The sequence below is a fragment of the Kitasatospora sp. NPDC048239 genome (assembly GCF_043202015.1).
GTDB lineage: Bacteria > Actinomycetota > Actinomycetes > Streptomycetales > Streptomycetaceae > Kitasatospora.
This window is the reverse complement of record NZ_JBICZP010000017.1, coordinates 124,887-139,576: the sequence shown is the minus strand read 5'-3', so window position 1 is coordinate 139,576 and position 14,690 is coordinate 124,887. Positions and strand designations below refer to the sequence as shown.

Here is a 14,690-nt window from a genome sequence, read left to right as displayed (position 1 = left end):
GGGTCAGAGGCGCTGCCAGAGGGCGGGGACGATCGGCGGCTCCCAGCCGACCTGGGCCTGGTGGCCCTGGATGCAGCGGTAGCTCACCCCGTTGTAGGTGACGGTGTCACCCGCCTTGTAGACCGTCCCGGCCGCCCAGGTGCCGCCCGGGTTGCCGGGGTCGGTGCCGACGACCAGCGTGTAGGAGGTGCTGTGGGTGGCGCTTCCGGTACCGGTCACCGTGATGGTGTACGTGCCGGGGGTGGTCGAGGAGCCGACCGACACCGTCAGCGTCGAGGACGAACCGGCCTGCACCGAGGACGGGTTGAAGGAGACGGTGGTGCCGCTCGGCGCACCGGAGGCGGTGAGGTTTACCGTCTTCGAGCTGCCCGAGACGACGGAGGTGTTGACCGTCGCGGTGGTGGTGCCGCCCGGGAGGGCGTTGCCGGTCGCGGGGCTCACCGCGAGGGCGTAGTCGTCGGTCGGCGTGGTACCGCCGCCGACCGAGGTCTTCCACAGGGTGTACGCGACGCCGTCGGCGCTGCGGTCCAGCGCGATGCTGCTGATGTTGGCCGTGGTGTCGCAGGACTGGTGGTAGCAGGAGTCGTACGCCCGGTTGGCCGTACCGCCCCACTTCGCGGCCTGCGTCGAGGACTTGGTGTCGCTGGCGCCCGCCGCGTACCCGGAGGTGGGGATGCCGCCCTGCTGGAAGGAGTAGTCGTCGGAGCGGCCCTGGCCCTCCACGTTCTCCTCCGGCTGCAGGCTCAGCGAGTCCCAGTACGCCTTCATCGGCGCGGCGGCGGCGGAGTTGATGTTGTTAATGAAGTAGCCGGCGTTGGGCGAGCCGACCATGTCGAAGTTGTAGTAGGCCTTGATGGCGGAGCGCTGCGTGGAGCCCAGCTGGCCGACGTAGTACTGGGAGCCCTGGAGGCCCTGCTCCTCACCGGTCCACCAGGCGAACCGGACGTGCCGGGTCAGGTTGGGGTTCTGCTGCGCCAGCACCAGGGCGGTCTCCAGCAGGACGGCCGAACCGGAGCCGTTGTCGTTGATGCCGGGACCGGCGGCGACGCTGTCCAGGTGGGCGCCGAACATCGTGACCTGGTCGGCGGGGCCGCCCGGCCAGTCGGCGACCAGGTTGTTGGAGGAGTAGGTGCAGGAGGTGCAGGTCTGCTCGGAGACGGTGTAGCCGGCCGCCTGCAGCTTGGCCTTGATGTACGCGACGGACTGCGAGTGCCCGGCGCTGCCGGCCCGGCGGTTGCCGCCGTTCTGCGAGGCGATGGTGTTCAGCTGGGTCAGGTGCGCCTGCACCTTGGCCACGTCGATGTCGGGCGGGGTGCCGCCCGGGGTGCCGCCGTTCACCGTCAGCGTGTACTGCGCGGTGTGGGTGATCGTGCCGGCGGCGGTGACGGTGATCGGGTACGTGCCGGGGGCCGTCGTGGCGGAGGTCGACACCGTCAGCGTCGAGGACGAACCGGCCTGCACCGAGGACGGGTTGAAGGTGACGGTGGCACCGCTCGGCGCGCCGGAGGCGCTCAGGTTGACGGTCTGGGTGGAACCGGACACCACGGCGGTGTTGACCGTCGCGGTGGTCGAGGCGCCGGGCTGGACCGAGCCGGAGCCCGGGAGGAGGGACAGTGAGAAGTCGTTGCCGCCCTGCGGCGTGCAGGTGGGCTCACCGCTCTGCGCGGGCACGCTGATCGCGTCCCAGGCCGCCTTGGTGCGGTTGAAGGCGGTGCAGCTGGTGTCGATGCTCTTGGCGGCGGTCAGGGTGGTGACCCGGTACTTCTTGTAGGTCATGCCGCTGGTCTTCAGCAGCATGCCGCCGTAGAAGATCCGCCCGGCGTCCTTGATGCCCACGCCGGTGACCGTGGAGTTGTTGCAGGTCGGGCTGGAGGGCTTGCCGCCGCCCGGGGTGGAGCCCTCGGCGAGCAGGTAGAACCAGTGGTTCAGCGGGCCCGCCGCGGCGTGCACCTCGGTGCTCGGGATCGAGGAGGAGTAGCAGTTGGGGTTGTTGCTCACCAGCGAGGGGTTGTACATGTTGCGGATCGGCCCGCTGCCGACCAGGTTGATCATCTCGCCGACGAGGTAGTCGGGGTTGTCGTACGGGGCCGGCTCGTTGGCGTACGCCTCGGTGAGCGCGCCGAAGATGTCGCCGGTGCCCTCGCCGAGGCCGTTCTCGTTGTTGGCGCCGCCCGGCGTGTACTGGTCGATGCCGTGGCCGAACTCGTGGCCGACGACGTCGATCGAGGCGATCCACTCGTTGGCGTTGTTGTGGCCGATCGAGACGGACGTGCCGTCCCAGTAGGCGTTGACGTCGTTCAGACCGACCTTGACCGGCCAGCTGCCGCCGTTGCCGTTGTGCCCGTTGCGGCCCAGCCAGTCGCGGAGCATGTCCCATTCCTTCTGCGCCGCGAACATCACGTCGGCGCAGCCGGTCTCCTTGCTGGTCGGGTTGCCGGTGCCCCAGGAGTCGGAGGACTTGGAGAACACCTGGCCGCTGCTGTAGTCGGCACAGGTGAGCCCGGGCCGGTTGGGGTCGCGCAGCGAGTAGGAGCCGCCGGAGGCCGTGGTGCTGATGGTGACCGGGGCGGGGCCGTTCCACTTGCTGTTGGCGGTGCCGGCCTGGACGTCGTCGTAACTGTCGACGACCTCGCCGGTGCGGGCGTCCACGAAGACGTGCAGCCGGCTGGGCGCGCTGTCGGTGCGGCCGGTCAGCACCGTCTCCCAGGCGAGCCGGCTGGTGCCGTCCTTGACCCGGACCACCAGGCGGCGGCTGTCGACGCCGGAGACGGCGGCCAGCTTGGCGCGGGAGGTCTTCTCGGCCTGGGCGGCGCTGACGGTGGCCTTGGTGGAGACGCCGATCGGTCCGGTGGAGGCGGACTGGAGGCCGCGGATCCGGCCCTGGCCGTCGGCCAGCACGACGGCGTCGCCGCCGACCACCGGCAGGCCGCGGTAGCTGCGCTCGTAGGCGACCGAGTAGATCCCGTCGATCCACGGGGTCACCGCCTGCCGCTCGTAGCTCTCGTCCGGGCCCTTGGCGAGGGCGTCCAGACCGGCGGCGGTCGCCTGGTCGGCGGCGGAGACGGCGGCGGCCAGTGCGCTCGGCGGGGCCGGTGACGGGAGTGGCGCGGCGGTGGCCGCCCCGCCGGTGGTGGTGGCGAGCAGACCGGCCAGGACGGTCAGGGTCGTTCCGGCCGTCAGCAATCTGCCCTTGGTTATCTTGCGTTGCATCGAGGCTCCTCGGAGGTGGGGGTCCTCGACCGCGGACGTCGCGCTTGTGGCGCTCTCTACGGGGCCGCCCGGCGGACGGCCGTGCGGGGGGTGTGTCCGCGCTCGGGTGCCGGAACCCTCACACGCCGTCATGCCCCGGTCAACGCCTTGGTCTTGGCGGCGGCGGCTTCGGCAAGTTCTGTCAAACCCGGCGCTCCGGCGAGCGGCCGGTCCGAAAATTGGTTGAGACCACCTCATGTACGGACCGGGTCCGCGTCGAGTACCGTCCAGACAGCGGCGGCCCACCCGAAGGCCCGCCGACGGGGGGAGACCGAGGGGATCGGGGAGGGTTGCCCGTGCACCGCAACCGCGCCGACGCGCCCACCGACGCCCCGCCCGGGCCCGCCTCCGCCGACGCCTGGCGCACCTTCGGCATCCGGCTGCGCCACTGGCGCCGCCGCGCCGGTTACACCCAGGCCCAGCTCGGCGCCGCCGTCGGCTACGACCACACCGCCATCAGCAGGTTCGAGCACGGCACCCGCCGGGCCGGCCCGCGGCTGGCCGCCCGGTTCGACGAACTGCTCGCGGCCGACGGCGACCTGCTCACCGCCTGCCGCCGGGCCGAGGAGCAGGACGAGGACGGCCGCCCGCCCGCCCCCACCGGACTCGCCCGCCCGCCGCTCCCCGGCGGCCCCGCCCCCGACGAGGGCCTCGCGCCGCTGCCACCGCTCGCCGCCCTGCTGCCCGCCCGCCTCCCCGACTACGGGCTGCTCTGCCCCCTGCACGGCGCCGCCGGGTGCGCCGTCCCCTCGCCCGCCGACATCGCCGCCCTGCACGCCGCCTTCTGCGCCGCCCGCCCGGCCGGCCCGCCGCCCCTGGACGCCGACACCGCGCACGCCCTCACCGGACTCCTCGCCGTCCACCTGCGGGCCGGCGAGGAGAGCCTGCGCCCGGGCCTGCCCACCGTCGAGCACACCCTGCGGGCCATCCTGCGGCGGCTCGCGCTGACCGCGGACGCCCGCGCCCGCCGCCCGCTCGCCCGGCTCGCCGCCGAGTACGCCCACGCCGCCGGGGGCCTGCGCATGCAGACCGGCCGCAACGCCACCGCGATGGCCTGCTTCGACCGGGCGCTCACCTGGTCCGAACTGGCCGACGACCCGGGCACCCAGGTCGCCGCGCTCAGCGACATGAGCACCCTCGCCCGGCTGGAGGGCGACGCCGCCTCGGCCCTCGGCTACGCCCGCGAGATCGGCCGCGCAGCCCCCGGCCGGCACTGGGCGGGCGCGATGGCGCAGGTCTCCCAGGCCCGCGCGCACGGCCTGGCCGGCGACGTCCGCGAGACCGTCCGGCACATCGGCCGCGCCCGGTTGCACCTCGACCACATCGGCGCGGGGGACGAGTTCGACGCGCCCTGGCTCTCCATCGCCTCGATGCGCCTGCGGGTCGAGGCCGGCGCCGCCGCCGCCCTGCGGGACGCCGCCGCGACGGTCGGCGACCCCAGGCTCGCGCTGCGCGCCGCCGAGGCCGCGTACACGGCGTTGCGACTCCTGGCGCCGAATCAGCTCCCGAGCTCCAGGCTGCTGTTCACCATCCGCATCGCCGACTGCCATCTCTGCGCCCACGACCCGCAGGCCGCCGTCGAGCTCCTCGACCCGCTCCTGGCCGACGCCGGGACCGACGCCGACGAAGCAGCGCTCCCCGCCCTGGTCCGGCATGAACTGCGCGGCCTGCGGGGCCGGTTGGCCGCCCACCCGACCCGGCACCCGGGCGTCACCGCCACCACCCGCCGACTGGCCGAGCTCACCCGCTGAGCTCACCTGCAGAGCCTGGCGGTGGAGCCTGTGAGCAGGGGTCACAGGATGATCGCCTGTCTGGCTGGCCGCCCCGGCCGACCCGACGATGGCGGCATCGGACGCCCTGCCACCCGCCGCGGCCGCCATCCGCCCGTCGTCCGAGGGCGCGGCCGCGCCCGAACGACAAGGTGGTGATCGCTGTGAGCAGCATCTCCGACCCGCCCCTGCCCGAGCGGACGAGGACCGGGCGGACGAGGACCGGGCCGACGAGCACCGGGCCCACGGTGGCCGAGGTGCCGGTGGCCGAGGAGCCGTCGGCAGCCGACCCCGTAGCCGGCCCCGCCCCGGGCTTCGACCGGTGGCGCTACGCCGGGGTGTTCGTGCTGCTGTTCCTGTTCGGCACCGAGACCTTCCTGGTGTCGCCGCTGCTCCCGACCATCGCCGAGTCGATCCGCACGAGCGAGTCGGCCGCCGCGGCCAGCGTCACCGCCTACGTCCTGGTGTACGCCGTCTCCGCGCCCTTCCTCGGCCTGCTGAGCGACCGCTTCGGGCGGCGCCGCACCCTGCTCGCCGGCACCCTGCTGTTCGTGGCGTCGAACGCGGCCGCCGCGCTCTCCACCGGGCTGACCCTGCTGGTGCTCTCCCGTGCGGTGGCCGGACTGGCGGCGGCCGCGGCCGGGCCGGCGATCTGGGCGCACATCGCGGAGACCGCGCCGGACGCGGTCCGCGGCCGGGCCCTCGGCCTGGGCATGGCGCTGTTCTCCTCCGGCCAGGTGATCGGCGTGCCGCTGGGCGGCTTCCTGGCCGGGCTGGCCGGCTGGCGCTCGGCGTTCTGGGCGCTGGCCGTCGGCACCGCGGCGGCCGTCCCGCTGCTGCTGCGCCAGGTGAAGGGGCGCACCGCGCCGGCCGGCCCGCAGGTGGGGGCGGTCCGGGCGGTCCTGGCGGGCTGGGGCGATCCGGCGCTGCGCCGGGCCCTGCTGGTGAACACCGTCTTCCACGCGGCGAACCTGGGCGGGTACACCTTCCTCGGCGCGGTGCTGGTCCAGCGCTTCGACCTGTCGGTGGAGGCGCTCGGCCTGGTGGGCGTGCTGGTCGGCGCCGGCAGCGTGGCGGGCTCGCTGCTGGGCGGCCGGCTCGGCGACCGCGCGCGGGCGGCCGGGCGCAGCGACCTGCCGCTGCTGCCGCTCTGGGGCGTGCTGCTGGCGGTCGGCATCGCGGTCTTCGCGCAGGGCCCGGTCCTGGTGGTCGCACTGGCGGGGGTGGTGGTCTGGTTCCTGGCCTCCGGAAGCTTCGTGACGGACCAGCAGACGCTGGCCGGCACCCTCGCCCCGGAACTGCGCGCGACCTCCAGCGCCTGGCTGACCTCGACGATGTACGCGGGCACCGGCCTGGGCGCCTGGGCGGTGGGCGCGTTCGACGACGTGGCGGACGGCACCCTGCTGGTCGGCGGGGGGCTGGCGCTGCTCGCCGCGCTCGGCGGCCTGGCGGTCAACCTCCGCCTGCGCCGGGCCGCGGCCTGACGTGCTCGAGAGCGCCTGACGGAGCCGGCGAGGCTTCAGCCGGCCCGGCGGTCCTCCGCCGGGCCGGCGACGGCGCGCAGCGGGTGCTCCACCAGGTCGGTCATCCGGGCCCGGTCGGCGGCGCCCGCCGGGGTGAACAGCAGCACCAGCGCCGACGGGTCGTCGACCGGGTGGAACGAGGACAGCGCGAGCCGGACCGGGCCGATCCCGGCCGGTTCGACGGTGACGGTCCGGGCGGTCAGCTCCGCCACCGAGTGGCAGCCCCACCAGTGGCGGAGCTCCGGCGCGTCGGCGTCCAGGCGGCGGTAGACCTCGCCGGTGCGGGAGTCGCCGAGGGCGGGCCCGGCCTGCGCGCGGAAGTGCTGGAAGACGTTCATCGCGAGCGGTTCCCAGTCGTGCAGCACGGCGCGCAGCCGGTTGTCGGCGGCCATCAGCCACATCAGGTTGCGCCGGTCGGCGGGGACGGCCTCGGGCGCGCCCCAGAGCGCCGCCCAGGCGGGGTTCCAGCCCAGCAGGTCGAAGTACCGGTCGAGCAGCACGGCCGGGCTGGTCGGCCAGGAGTCCAGGACGGGCTGGACGGCCTCGGCCAGCCGGCCGGGGCCCTGCTCCCCGCCGGCCGGCGACGGCTCGTGGTACCCGGCGAGCCGCATGGCGTGCCGCAGCCCGGCCGCGTCCAGCCGCAGGGCCCGGGCGACGGCCTCCAGGACCTGCCGGGAGGCGGTGACCCGGCCCTGCTCCAGCCAGGTGTACCAGGCCAGGCCGACGCCGGAGAGCGAGGCGACCTCCTCGCGGCGCAGGCCGGGGGTGCGGCGCCGGGCGGTGGCGGTGAGGCCGACGTCGCCGGGCTTGAGGAGTTCCCGGTGGGCGCGCAGGAAGGCGCCGAGTTCCTGTCCGGCGGCGGGAGTTGACACGGTGGTGCTCCTCGGCGGGAGGGCGGTGCGGGCTGTTCCAGAGTAGGCGGTGCCCGCCGGTGGTGGGGCCCTGGAGAGGTCCCAACCGGCGGGCATCACACAGTGTTAACAATGGCGCGCGGTCAGCGGGGCGTCAGCTGCCAGAGCCGGACCGGCATGTGGCTGACGTGCCCGCGCTCGCGCTGCCGGCGCCAGGCGCTCTCGCCGACGGCGCGGAAGAACGCGGCCCGCCGCTCGGCCGGGACGAGCCGGCTGTAGTAGTCGCCGAAGGTGGCGGCGTGGAAGTGCTCGTACTGCTCGGCGCTCTCGACGGTGACCACGGCGTCGCGCTCCAGGTGCCCGTCGACGGCGAGGTGCGGGCCCAGCACCCGGGCCAGGTCGTCGACGGTCCGGGTGCGGACGGCGATCGGCAGCACCCCGCCGCGCTCGAACACGCCGGGGACGGCGTCCTGCGGGGTGCCGAGGGCGACCAGGGCGTCGCGGACCAGTTCGTCCTCGCCGCCGAGGCCGTGCGCGTCCCGGGCCGGGTGGTAGGTGGTGAGCAGGAACCGGCCGCCGGGGGCGAGGTGGGCGGCGGCCCAGGCGAAGATCCGCTCCTCGTCCGGGTGGAGCCAGTGCAGTACCGAGGTCTGGGTGATCACCTCGGCCCGGTGCGGCAGCGGCTCGGGCGCGGTGAGGTCGGCCTGGTGCAGGGCGACCCGCGCGCCGTACGGCCGCAGCCGCTCGGCGGCCTCGGCCAGCCGGTGCTCGGAGCGCTCCAGGCCGACGGCGAGCCGCAGTTCGGGGAAGCGCTCCAGCGCGGCCTGGAGCAGCTGGCCGATGCCGCTGCCGAGGTCGATCAGGGTCTGCGGGGCGGTGGTGAGCTGGTCGAGGACCCAGTCGCGGTCCTGGACCTGGCGCAGCCGGCTGGCGTCGGCGTACCCGGCGAGGGTGCGGGCCTGGATCTCGACGGCGGACGCGGTCACGGTCGGGCCTCCGAAGGGGTGGTGGTGGGGTGGTCGGCGGCGGGTCGGTCGACGAGGTCCAGCAGCCGCTGTCGGGCGGCGCTCTGGTCGTACCGCCGGTAGAGGTTGATCCGGTTGCGGGCGAGGTCGCCGCGGTGCACGTACTCGTAGAGGTCCTGGCGCTGGCCGAAGCCGTCCCCGGTGAGCTCCCAGGCGAGCCGGAACAGCCGGGACTTGCGCTCGGCGTCGATGCCGCGCCCGCGCATGTAGCGGTCGAGGTGCGGGCGCAGCCGGGGGTTGGCGAGGTCGCCGGCGGTGGGCTGGATCAGCAGGCCGGAGGCGCCGATCCGGCGGACGATCTCGACCGCGCTGCCGGCCACCTCGGCGGACCAGACGCGGGAGGCGGCGGTGTCGCCGGGGGCGAACAGGCCGCCGTCGGTGACGCTGCCGCGGGCCTCGGCGGCGTCGAGGAAGTACTCGGTGAGCTCGGCGTACCCGGCGAGCCGGCCCAGGTCCTCCTGGATGTTGCGGAAGCCGTCCACGCCGATCGACTCGGCGACCAGGGTGGCGGTGGCCAGCAGGGTGCGCAGCCGCTCGCGGTAGCGGATGTGGCCGACGTACGCGCTCCAGGCGTTGATCCGGCCGAGGCCGGTGCGTGCCAACTCGCCGTCGCGGAGCAGGAACACGCGGTCCCAGGGGACGAGCACGTCGTCGAAGAAGAGCATCGCGTCCTGCTCGTCGAAGCGCGCGCCGAGCGGGTGGGCGTGGCCCCAGGGGGCGCTGCCGAGCGGCTCGCGGGCGAGCGTGACCAGGCCGGGGGTGTTCAGCGGCAGGGCGAACCAGACCACGAACTGCTCGCCGCGGCGCTGGGTGAACGAGGCCGACAGGTAGACCAGCACCTCGTGGGCGAGCGGGGCGAGCGTGGTGAGCTGCTTGGCGCCGCGCACCACGATGCCGCGCTCGTTCTCCTCCAGGACCCGCAGGGCGAGGTCCGGGTCGTCCACCGGATCGGCGGAGCGGTCGATCTGCGGATCGCCGAGGGCGTGCGAGAGCACCAGGTCGTTGGTGGCGCAGTGCCGGTACCAGGCCTCGGCGTTGGCGCCGAAGCGCGGGTCGGCGGACGCCAGCCGGTGGCGGAAGTCGTAGACGCCGACGGCGATCGAGGCCATGAAGGCGGGGGAGCGGCCCTGCTGGCCGAGTGCCTCGGCGTGCCAGAACTCGGCGCTGCGGCGCTGCAGCCGGAGGTCCTCCAGGGTGCGCGGCGGCTGGTAGGCGCGGGCGAGCCGCAGACCGCTCTCCGGGTCCTTCCAGGTGAGCAGTTCGTGGTGCTCGGGGTCGTGCTGGAGGTCGATCAGCCGGGCGAGTTCGTCGGCGGCCGGGCGGAAGGCGGGGTGCTCGGCCGGGTTGTCGATCCGCCGGCCGTCGAGGTACAGCTCGCGGCCGTCGTCGAGTTCGGCCCGGTACCGGTCGCCGGTGAGCAGGCCGCGGGCGGCGCCGGGGGTGCCCGGGCCGCGGTCCGTTTCCAGCAGGGTCATGTGCCGACTCCTGTCGAGGTGAGGGGGGCGGGGGCCAGCAGCCGGTACTGGCCGTCGTGGTAGAGCAGCGGGTCTTCGGCGTCGGAGCCGCTGTCGGTTTCGATGTCGGAGCCGGCGGCGGCGACCCGGCCGACCAGGATGGTGTGGTCGCCACCGGGCAGCAGGCCGTGCAGCCGGCAGTCGAACCAGGCCAGGGCGTCCTCCAGGACGGGGGCGCCGGTGGTCACGGGCCGCATCGGCACGGCGGTGAACACACCGAGTGCGCGGCCGGCGCCGGGCGCGGCGAAGCGCCGGGCGACCGCGATCTGACGGCTCGTCAGGACGGAGACGGCGAACCGTCCGGAGCCGCGCACCGCGGCCGCCAGCGGGCTGTGCCGGCTGACCGCGACGGTGACCAGCAGCGGGTCGAGGGAGAGGGTGCAGAACGAGGACACCGTCTTGGCGAACACCTCGTCCCCGGCCCGGGTGGTGACGACCGCGACCCCGGTGCTCCAGCCGCGGGCGGCGGCCCGGAAGGCGGCCTCGGCGGCGCCGGCGGTGGGCGGCAGGCCGGTGGGCGACGGCGCGGCAGGCGCGGAGGCCTGCGGGCTCCGGGCGGGGGCGCTCATCGCAGCCCCACCCGGTACGCCCGCAGCCACTCGTCGACCTGGACGAGGTGGTCCAGCCCGCCGACCGGGTTCGGCGCGGTCCGCGGCCCGGGCAGCGGCCGGCCCGCGGCCAGCAGACCGCGGACGGCCTCCCGGTCCACCAGGTCGAACACCGGCGCGTTCGGGTCGGCCAGCAACTCCCGGGCCCGCTCCGTCAGCACCTCGGTGTAGCGGACGGCCGGGGTGGACGGGTAGCCGCTCTTCGGCCGGTCGGCCACCTGCGGGGGCAGCAGGTCCCGGACGGCGTCGCGCAGCAGGCCCTTGGAGCGCCCCTGCGGTGCCTTCAGCGCCCACGGGACGTTCCACAGGTACTCCACCAGGCGGTGGTCGCAGAACGGCACCCGCACCTCCAGGCCCACCGACATCGACACCCGGTCCACCCGGTCCAGCAGCGGGGGCAGCCAGCGGGTCAGCGCCAGGTGGAACACCTCGCGGATCCGGGCCTGTTCGGCCGGCTCCCCGGCCAGCCGCGGCACCTCGGCGATCGAGCGGTGGTACGCGGCGGCCGTGTACTCCTCGGGGCGGACCTCGGCCGCCACCTCGGGGCGCAGCAGCGCCGCCGGGGTGGTCCGGCCGTGCAGCCAGGGGAAGGTCGGCGCGGCGAGTGCCGCCGGGTCGTGGAAGTACGGGTAGCCGCCGAAGATCTCGTCGGCGGCCTCGCCGGAGAGCGCCACCGTGGAGCGCCGCCGCACCTCGCGGAAGAGCAGGTGCAACGAGGCGTCCATCTCGCCCCAGCCGGGCCGGTCGCGGGCGCGCAGCACGGCGTCCCGGGCGTCCAGCAGGTCGTCGTCGGGCACCAGCACGGAGGTGTGCAGGGTGCCGATGTGGTCGGCGGCGGCCTGGACGTAGGGGGCGTCGAGGGTGGTGCGCCAGGCGTCGGGGGTGCGGTCGGCGCTGCCGGGGAAGTCCACCGAGAAGCTGGAGATCTTGCCCTGGCCGGCCCGTTCGCGGGCGGCGGCGGCCAGCGCGGTGACGGCGCTGGAGTCCACGCCGCCGGAGAGCAGGGTGCAGAGCGGGACGTCGCTGATCAGCTGGCGTTCCACGGCGTCGGCGAGCAGGGCGCGGACGGTGTCGCGGGTGGTCGCCCCGTCGTCCGGGTGCTCGGCCGACTCCAGCCGCCAGTACCGCAGTTCGCGGGTGGCACCGCGGGTGACGGTGACCAGGTGGCCGGGGCGGACCTCGTGCAGGCCGCGGAACAGTCCGTGCCCGGCGCTCGGCGCGGCCGGCAGGGCGAACAGTTCGGCGATGCCCTCGGCGTCCAGCTCGGCCCGGAACAGCGGGTTGGCGAGCACTGCCTTCGGCTCGGAGCCGAACAGCACCCCGCCCGGGTGGGCGTGCCAGTACAGCGGTTTGACGCCCAGGTGGTCGCGGACCAGGAGCAGCTCCTCGTGCCGGTCGTCCCAGAGGGCGTACGCGAAGATGCCGTTGAACCTGGTCGGCGCGTCCCGGCCCCACTGGAGGTGGGCGCGGAGCACCACCTCGGTGTCGGAGCGGGTCCGGAAGGCGTGGCCCAGGGCCTCCAACTCGGCCCGCAGCTCACGGTGGTTGTACAGTTCGCCGTTGTAGCCGAGGACCGTGCCGGGCGGCCCGGCCGGGTGGTCGGGCAGCGGCTGGGCGCCGCCGTCCAGGTCGATCACGGACAGCCGGCGGTGGCCGATCGCGGCGTGCCGGGACAGCCAGACGCCGTCGGCGTCGGGGCCGCGGCAGAGCAGGGTGGCGGTCATCTCCCGCAGCACGCGCTCCTGGTGGCGCAGGTCGGTGTGCCAGTCGATCCAACCGGTGACTCCGCACATTCAGGACTCCCGGGACTCGTCGGTGGTGGCGGCCTCGGGTGCGCAGGCCTCCCAGCGGCAGCCGTGGCCGGTGGGGCCGTTGTGCAGGCGGTGGGAGGGGCGGTGGCCCTTGGCCCGGATGTTGGCGGAGAGCGCCTCGGTGCAGTAGGTGCACGGCGAGGCGAGCGTGATCCGGACCCCGGAGCGGCGGGCCTGCTCGCGGTAGTCCCAGATCGCGCAGTGCGTGATGGTCAGTGCGGCCCGTTCGGCGGAGGGCGCCGGGTCGTCGTCGAACTCGTAGTCGGATCCGTACAGTTCGGCCTGCCGGGCGATCCGGTGGATCGGGTCGGCGGCGCCCCGGCCGTAGTCCGGCTCGACCTCCCGGTGCACCTCGGCGTTGGAGCGCGCCCAGGCCGCCAGCACCTCCTCGCCGTACCGGGCCACCAGGAACCGCTCCATCAGCGCCTGGCCGCGGAAGAACACCCGCTGCCACTCGGCGGCGGGGGCGCCCGGGCCCGGCAGGTCGGCGAAGATCTCCGACTGGAGGGCGAACCAGTCGGTCAGGTGCAGTTCGTCACCCCGCGATACCAGGTAGCGGGTGAGGCCCGCCTCGGCCTCGTGCAGCCGCCGGCGCCACAGCGCGGACCGGTCGGCGTCCGGCATCGCCCGGTACGGGGACCGGGTCTCGGGCCGGGGGCGGGCGCCGGCGCCCGCTTCGGCCAGCACGGCCGTCAGCCCCCCGGCCTCCGGCCCGTTCGGATCACCGGTTCCGTCGGACACATCACCCATCGGGCCGTCTCCCTTCGGCTTCACGTGCAGCTCGGACCGCTTGTCGTCTGCCGCCACGCTACGGATCGGGGTGAGGGCGCCAGTAGCCCCGAACGGAGCCGGCCGGGGCGCCGATGGTCGCCGTCCGGATGCTCCGAAGGTCGCCCCGCCCGGCCGCCCCCGCCCGGCCGCCTCCGCCTGCCCGCGCCCGCACACGGGTGAGGGCGGGCCCCGCACGAGGCGGGACCCGCCCTCGGGGCGGTTCGTCGGGGCGGTTCGTCGGGGCGCGCCCGGATCGGGCGGTCAGCCCGCCAGACCGTGCCGGTGGGCGTAGAGCGCGGCGCGCAGCCGGTCGGACTGGCCGGTCTTGCGCATGGCCTGGGTCAGGTGCTTCTTCACGGTGGCCTCGGCCAGGGCGAGTTCGCGCCCGATCTCGGCATTGCTCAAGCCGAGCCCGAGCTTGGCGAGCACCTCGCGCTCCCGCTCGGTCAACCCGGCCTGCTGGGGCGGTGGTTCGGCGGCATGCGGCGGCGGAACGGCTTGGTGGGTGCGGGCGGCCGGTGGCGCCGGCAGGAACACCGACCCGCCGGCCGCGGCGAGTTGGACCGCGCCGATGATCCGCTCCTCGGCGAGGTCGAGCGGGAAGCAGCCGCTGGCCCCGGCCAGCAGGATCCGGCTGGCCTCGGCGGTGGACTCGGCCCGGCGCAGCAGCAGGACCCGGGCGCCGGGTGCGCCGTCCGGCCCGCGCAGCGCGACCACGGCGGCCAGGTCGTCGCCGAGGCAGGCCCCCCGGCCGAGCAGGATCACATCGGGTCTGACCCGGTGCACGGCGGCCACCGCGCGCACCGGGTCCCCGGTGGACCCGACCACGCTCAGGCCCGGCACGGTGGCCAGCACGCTGCGCAGTCCGGCACTGGCCACCGGGTGCCGTTCGACCAGGAACACCCGGGTGGCGGTGGGGTGGTGGCGGTTCTCGGCCGCGCACATCGGGTGGCCGCAGGCGCAGCCGCCGACCGTCCGGGCGGGCGGCGCCGGTTCGGCCAGCAGCTGGTGGCCGGCGATCAGGTCGAGCGGGTTGTCGATCTCGGCGTGCAGCGAGTCGACCGGGGCGCCCGCGGCCGCGGACTGGTCCGGGGCGCCGAGGGCGGCGCCGCGCTGCGGTCGGCGGACGGGGTGGCGGCGGCCCCGGTGGCCGGCCGGCGCGGAGAACTTGCTCAGTGCTGCCATCGCGGGCCTCCGGGTACGGAGGGCAGGTCGGTGTGGTGCGGCATCGCGGATGCGGTCCCCTCGGAAATGGCGGGCCGGCCCGGTGGGCACGGCGCTACGGCGGGGATCCGGGGCGGCGCCCGACGGGGCGCGCGGGACGGATCCCGGGGTGAGGAGGAGGGCGCCGACCGGCCGCGGGTGTGGTCTCGGCAGGGTCAGCGCGCGTCGCGCAGTGGACACAGCTCGTCGAAGCACCTGCGGTGCCACGAGCCGCCGATCCCGACCAGGGTGAAGTCGGTCCGCCGATAAACCATGTGGGAACCCTAGTTCCGGCCGCTCTTGCAGGTCAAGGACAGGACCGGGCCCCAGCGGCCGGGGCAGCACCTCACCGCCCACCGCCGATCC

At 75.2% G+C, this 14,690-nt stretch carries 10 protein-coding genes; 2 read left to right on the top strand and 8 right to left on the bottom strand.

What is annotated here, in order from left to right; translation table 11 throughout:
• Window positions 1-3: 3 nt before the first annotated feature.
• Complete coding sequence (locus ACGFZP_RS33325; RefSeq protein ID WP_392940098.1) at window positions 4-3,210, bottom strand: M28 family peptidase; 3,207 nt, start codon at window positions 3,208-3,210, stop codon at window positions 4-6.
• A 335-nt stretch (window positions 3,211-3,545) separates the two neighbouring features.
• On the opposite strand from ACGFZP_RS33325, the gene ACGFZP_RS33320 reads away from it, so the two are divergent.
• Entirely contained in the window at window positions 3,546-5,000 is a 1,455-nt protein-coding gene (locus ACGFZP_RS33320) for a helix-turn-helix domain-containing protein (protein WP_392940097.1), read from the top strand.
• Between the two features lie 182 nt (window positions 5,001-5,182).
• The gene (locus ACGFZP_RS33315) at window positions 5,183-6,502 is read left to right on the top strand and encodes an MFS transporter (protein WP_392940096.1); all 1,320 of its coding nucleotides are present in this window, start codon (window positions 5,183-5,185) and stop codon (window positions 6,500-6,502) included.
• A gap of 35 nt (window positions 6,503-6,537) precedes the next feature.
• Here the strand turns inward: ACGFZP_RS33315 and ACGFZP_RS33310 are convergent, their stop codons facing one another.
• The 7 genes from ACGFZP_RS33310 to ACGFZP_RS33280 all read right to left on the bottom strand — a co-directional run bounded on the left by ACGFZP_RS33310 (window position 6,538) and on the right by ACGFZP_RS33280 (window position 14,306).
• Entirely contained in the window at window positions 6,538-7,413 is an 876-nt protein-coding gene (locus ACGFZP_RS33310; protein WP_392940095.1) for a helix-turn-helix domain-containing protein, read from the bottom strand.
• A gap of 122 nt (window positions 7,414-7,535) precedes the next feature.
• On the bottom strand, window positions 7,536-8,378 hold the full coding sequence (locus ACGFZP_RS33305) for a class I SAM-dependent methyltransferase (protein ID WP_392940093.1): 843 nt from the start codon (window positions 8,376-8,378) through the stop codon (window positions 7,536-7,538).
• Window positions 8,375-9,892 carry a 4-hydroxyphenylacetate 3-hydroxylase family protein gene (locus ACGFZP_RS33300; RefSeq protein ID WP_392940091.1) on the bottom strand — a complete coding sequence of 506 codons (1,518 nt, stop codon included), beginning with the start codon at window positions 9,890-9,892 and terminating at the stop codon, window positions 8,375-8,377. The genes ACGFZP_RS33305 and ACGFZP_RS33300 overlap by 4 nt, the downstream gene beginning before the upstream one ends.
• Window positions 9,889-10,500, bottom strand: a complete 612-nt coding sequence (locus ACGFZP_RS33295) for a flavin reductase family protein (protein WP_392940089.1) — start codon at window positions 10,498-10,500, stop codon at window positions 9,889-9,891. Before ACGFZP_RS33295 ends, ACGFZP_RS33300 begins: the two co-directional genes overlap by 4 nt.
• On the bottom strand, window positions 10,497-12,332 hold the full coding sequence (gene asnB / locus ACGFZP_RS33290; protein ID WP_392940088.1) for an asparagine synthase (glutamine-hydrolyzing): 1,836 nt from the start codon (window positions 12,330-12,332) through the stop codon (window positions 10,497-10,499). The genes ACGFZP_RS33295 and asnB overlap by 4 nt, the downstream gene beginning before the upstream one ends.
• The gene (locus ACGFZP_RS33285; RefSeq protein WP_392940086.1) at window positions 12,333-13,100 is read right to left on the bottom strand and encodes a hypothetical protein; all 768 of its coding nucleotides are present in this window, start codon (window positions 13,098-13,100) and stop codon (window positions 12,333-12,335) included.
• Between the two features lie 282 nt (window positions 13,101-13,382).
• Window positions 13,383-14,306, bottom strand: a complete 924-nt coding sequence (locus ACGFZP_RS33280) for a LuxR C-terminal-related transcriptional regulator (RefSeq protein ID WP_392940084.1) — start codon at window positions 14,304-14,306, stop codon at window positions 13,383-13,385.
• Window positions 14,307-14,690: the final 384 nt, after the last annotated feature.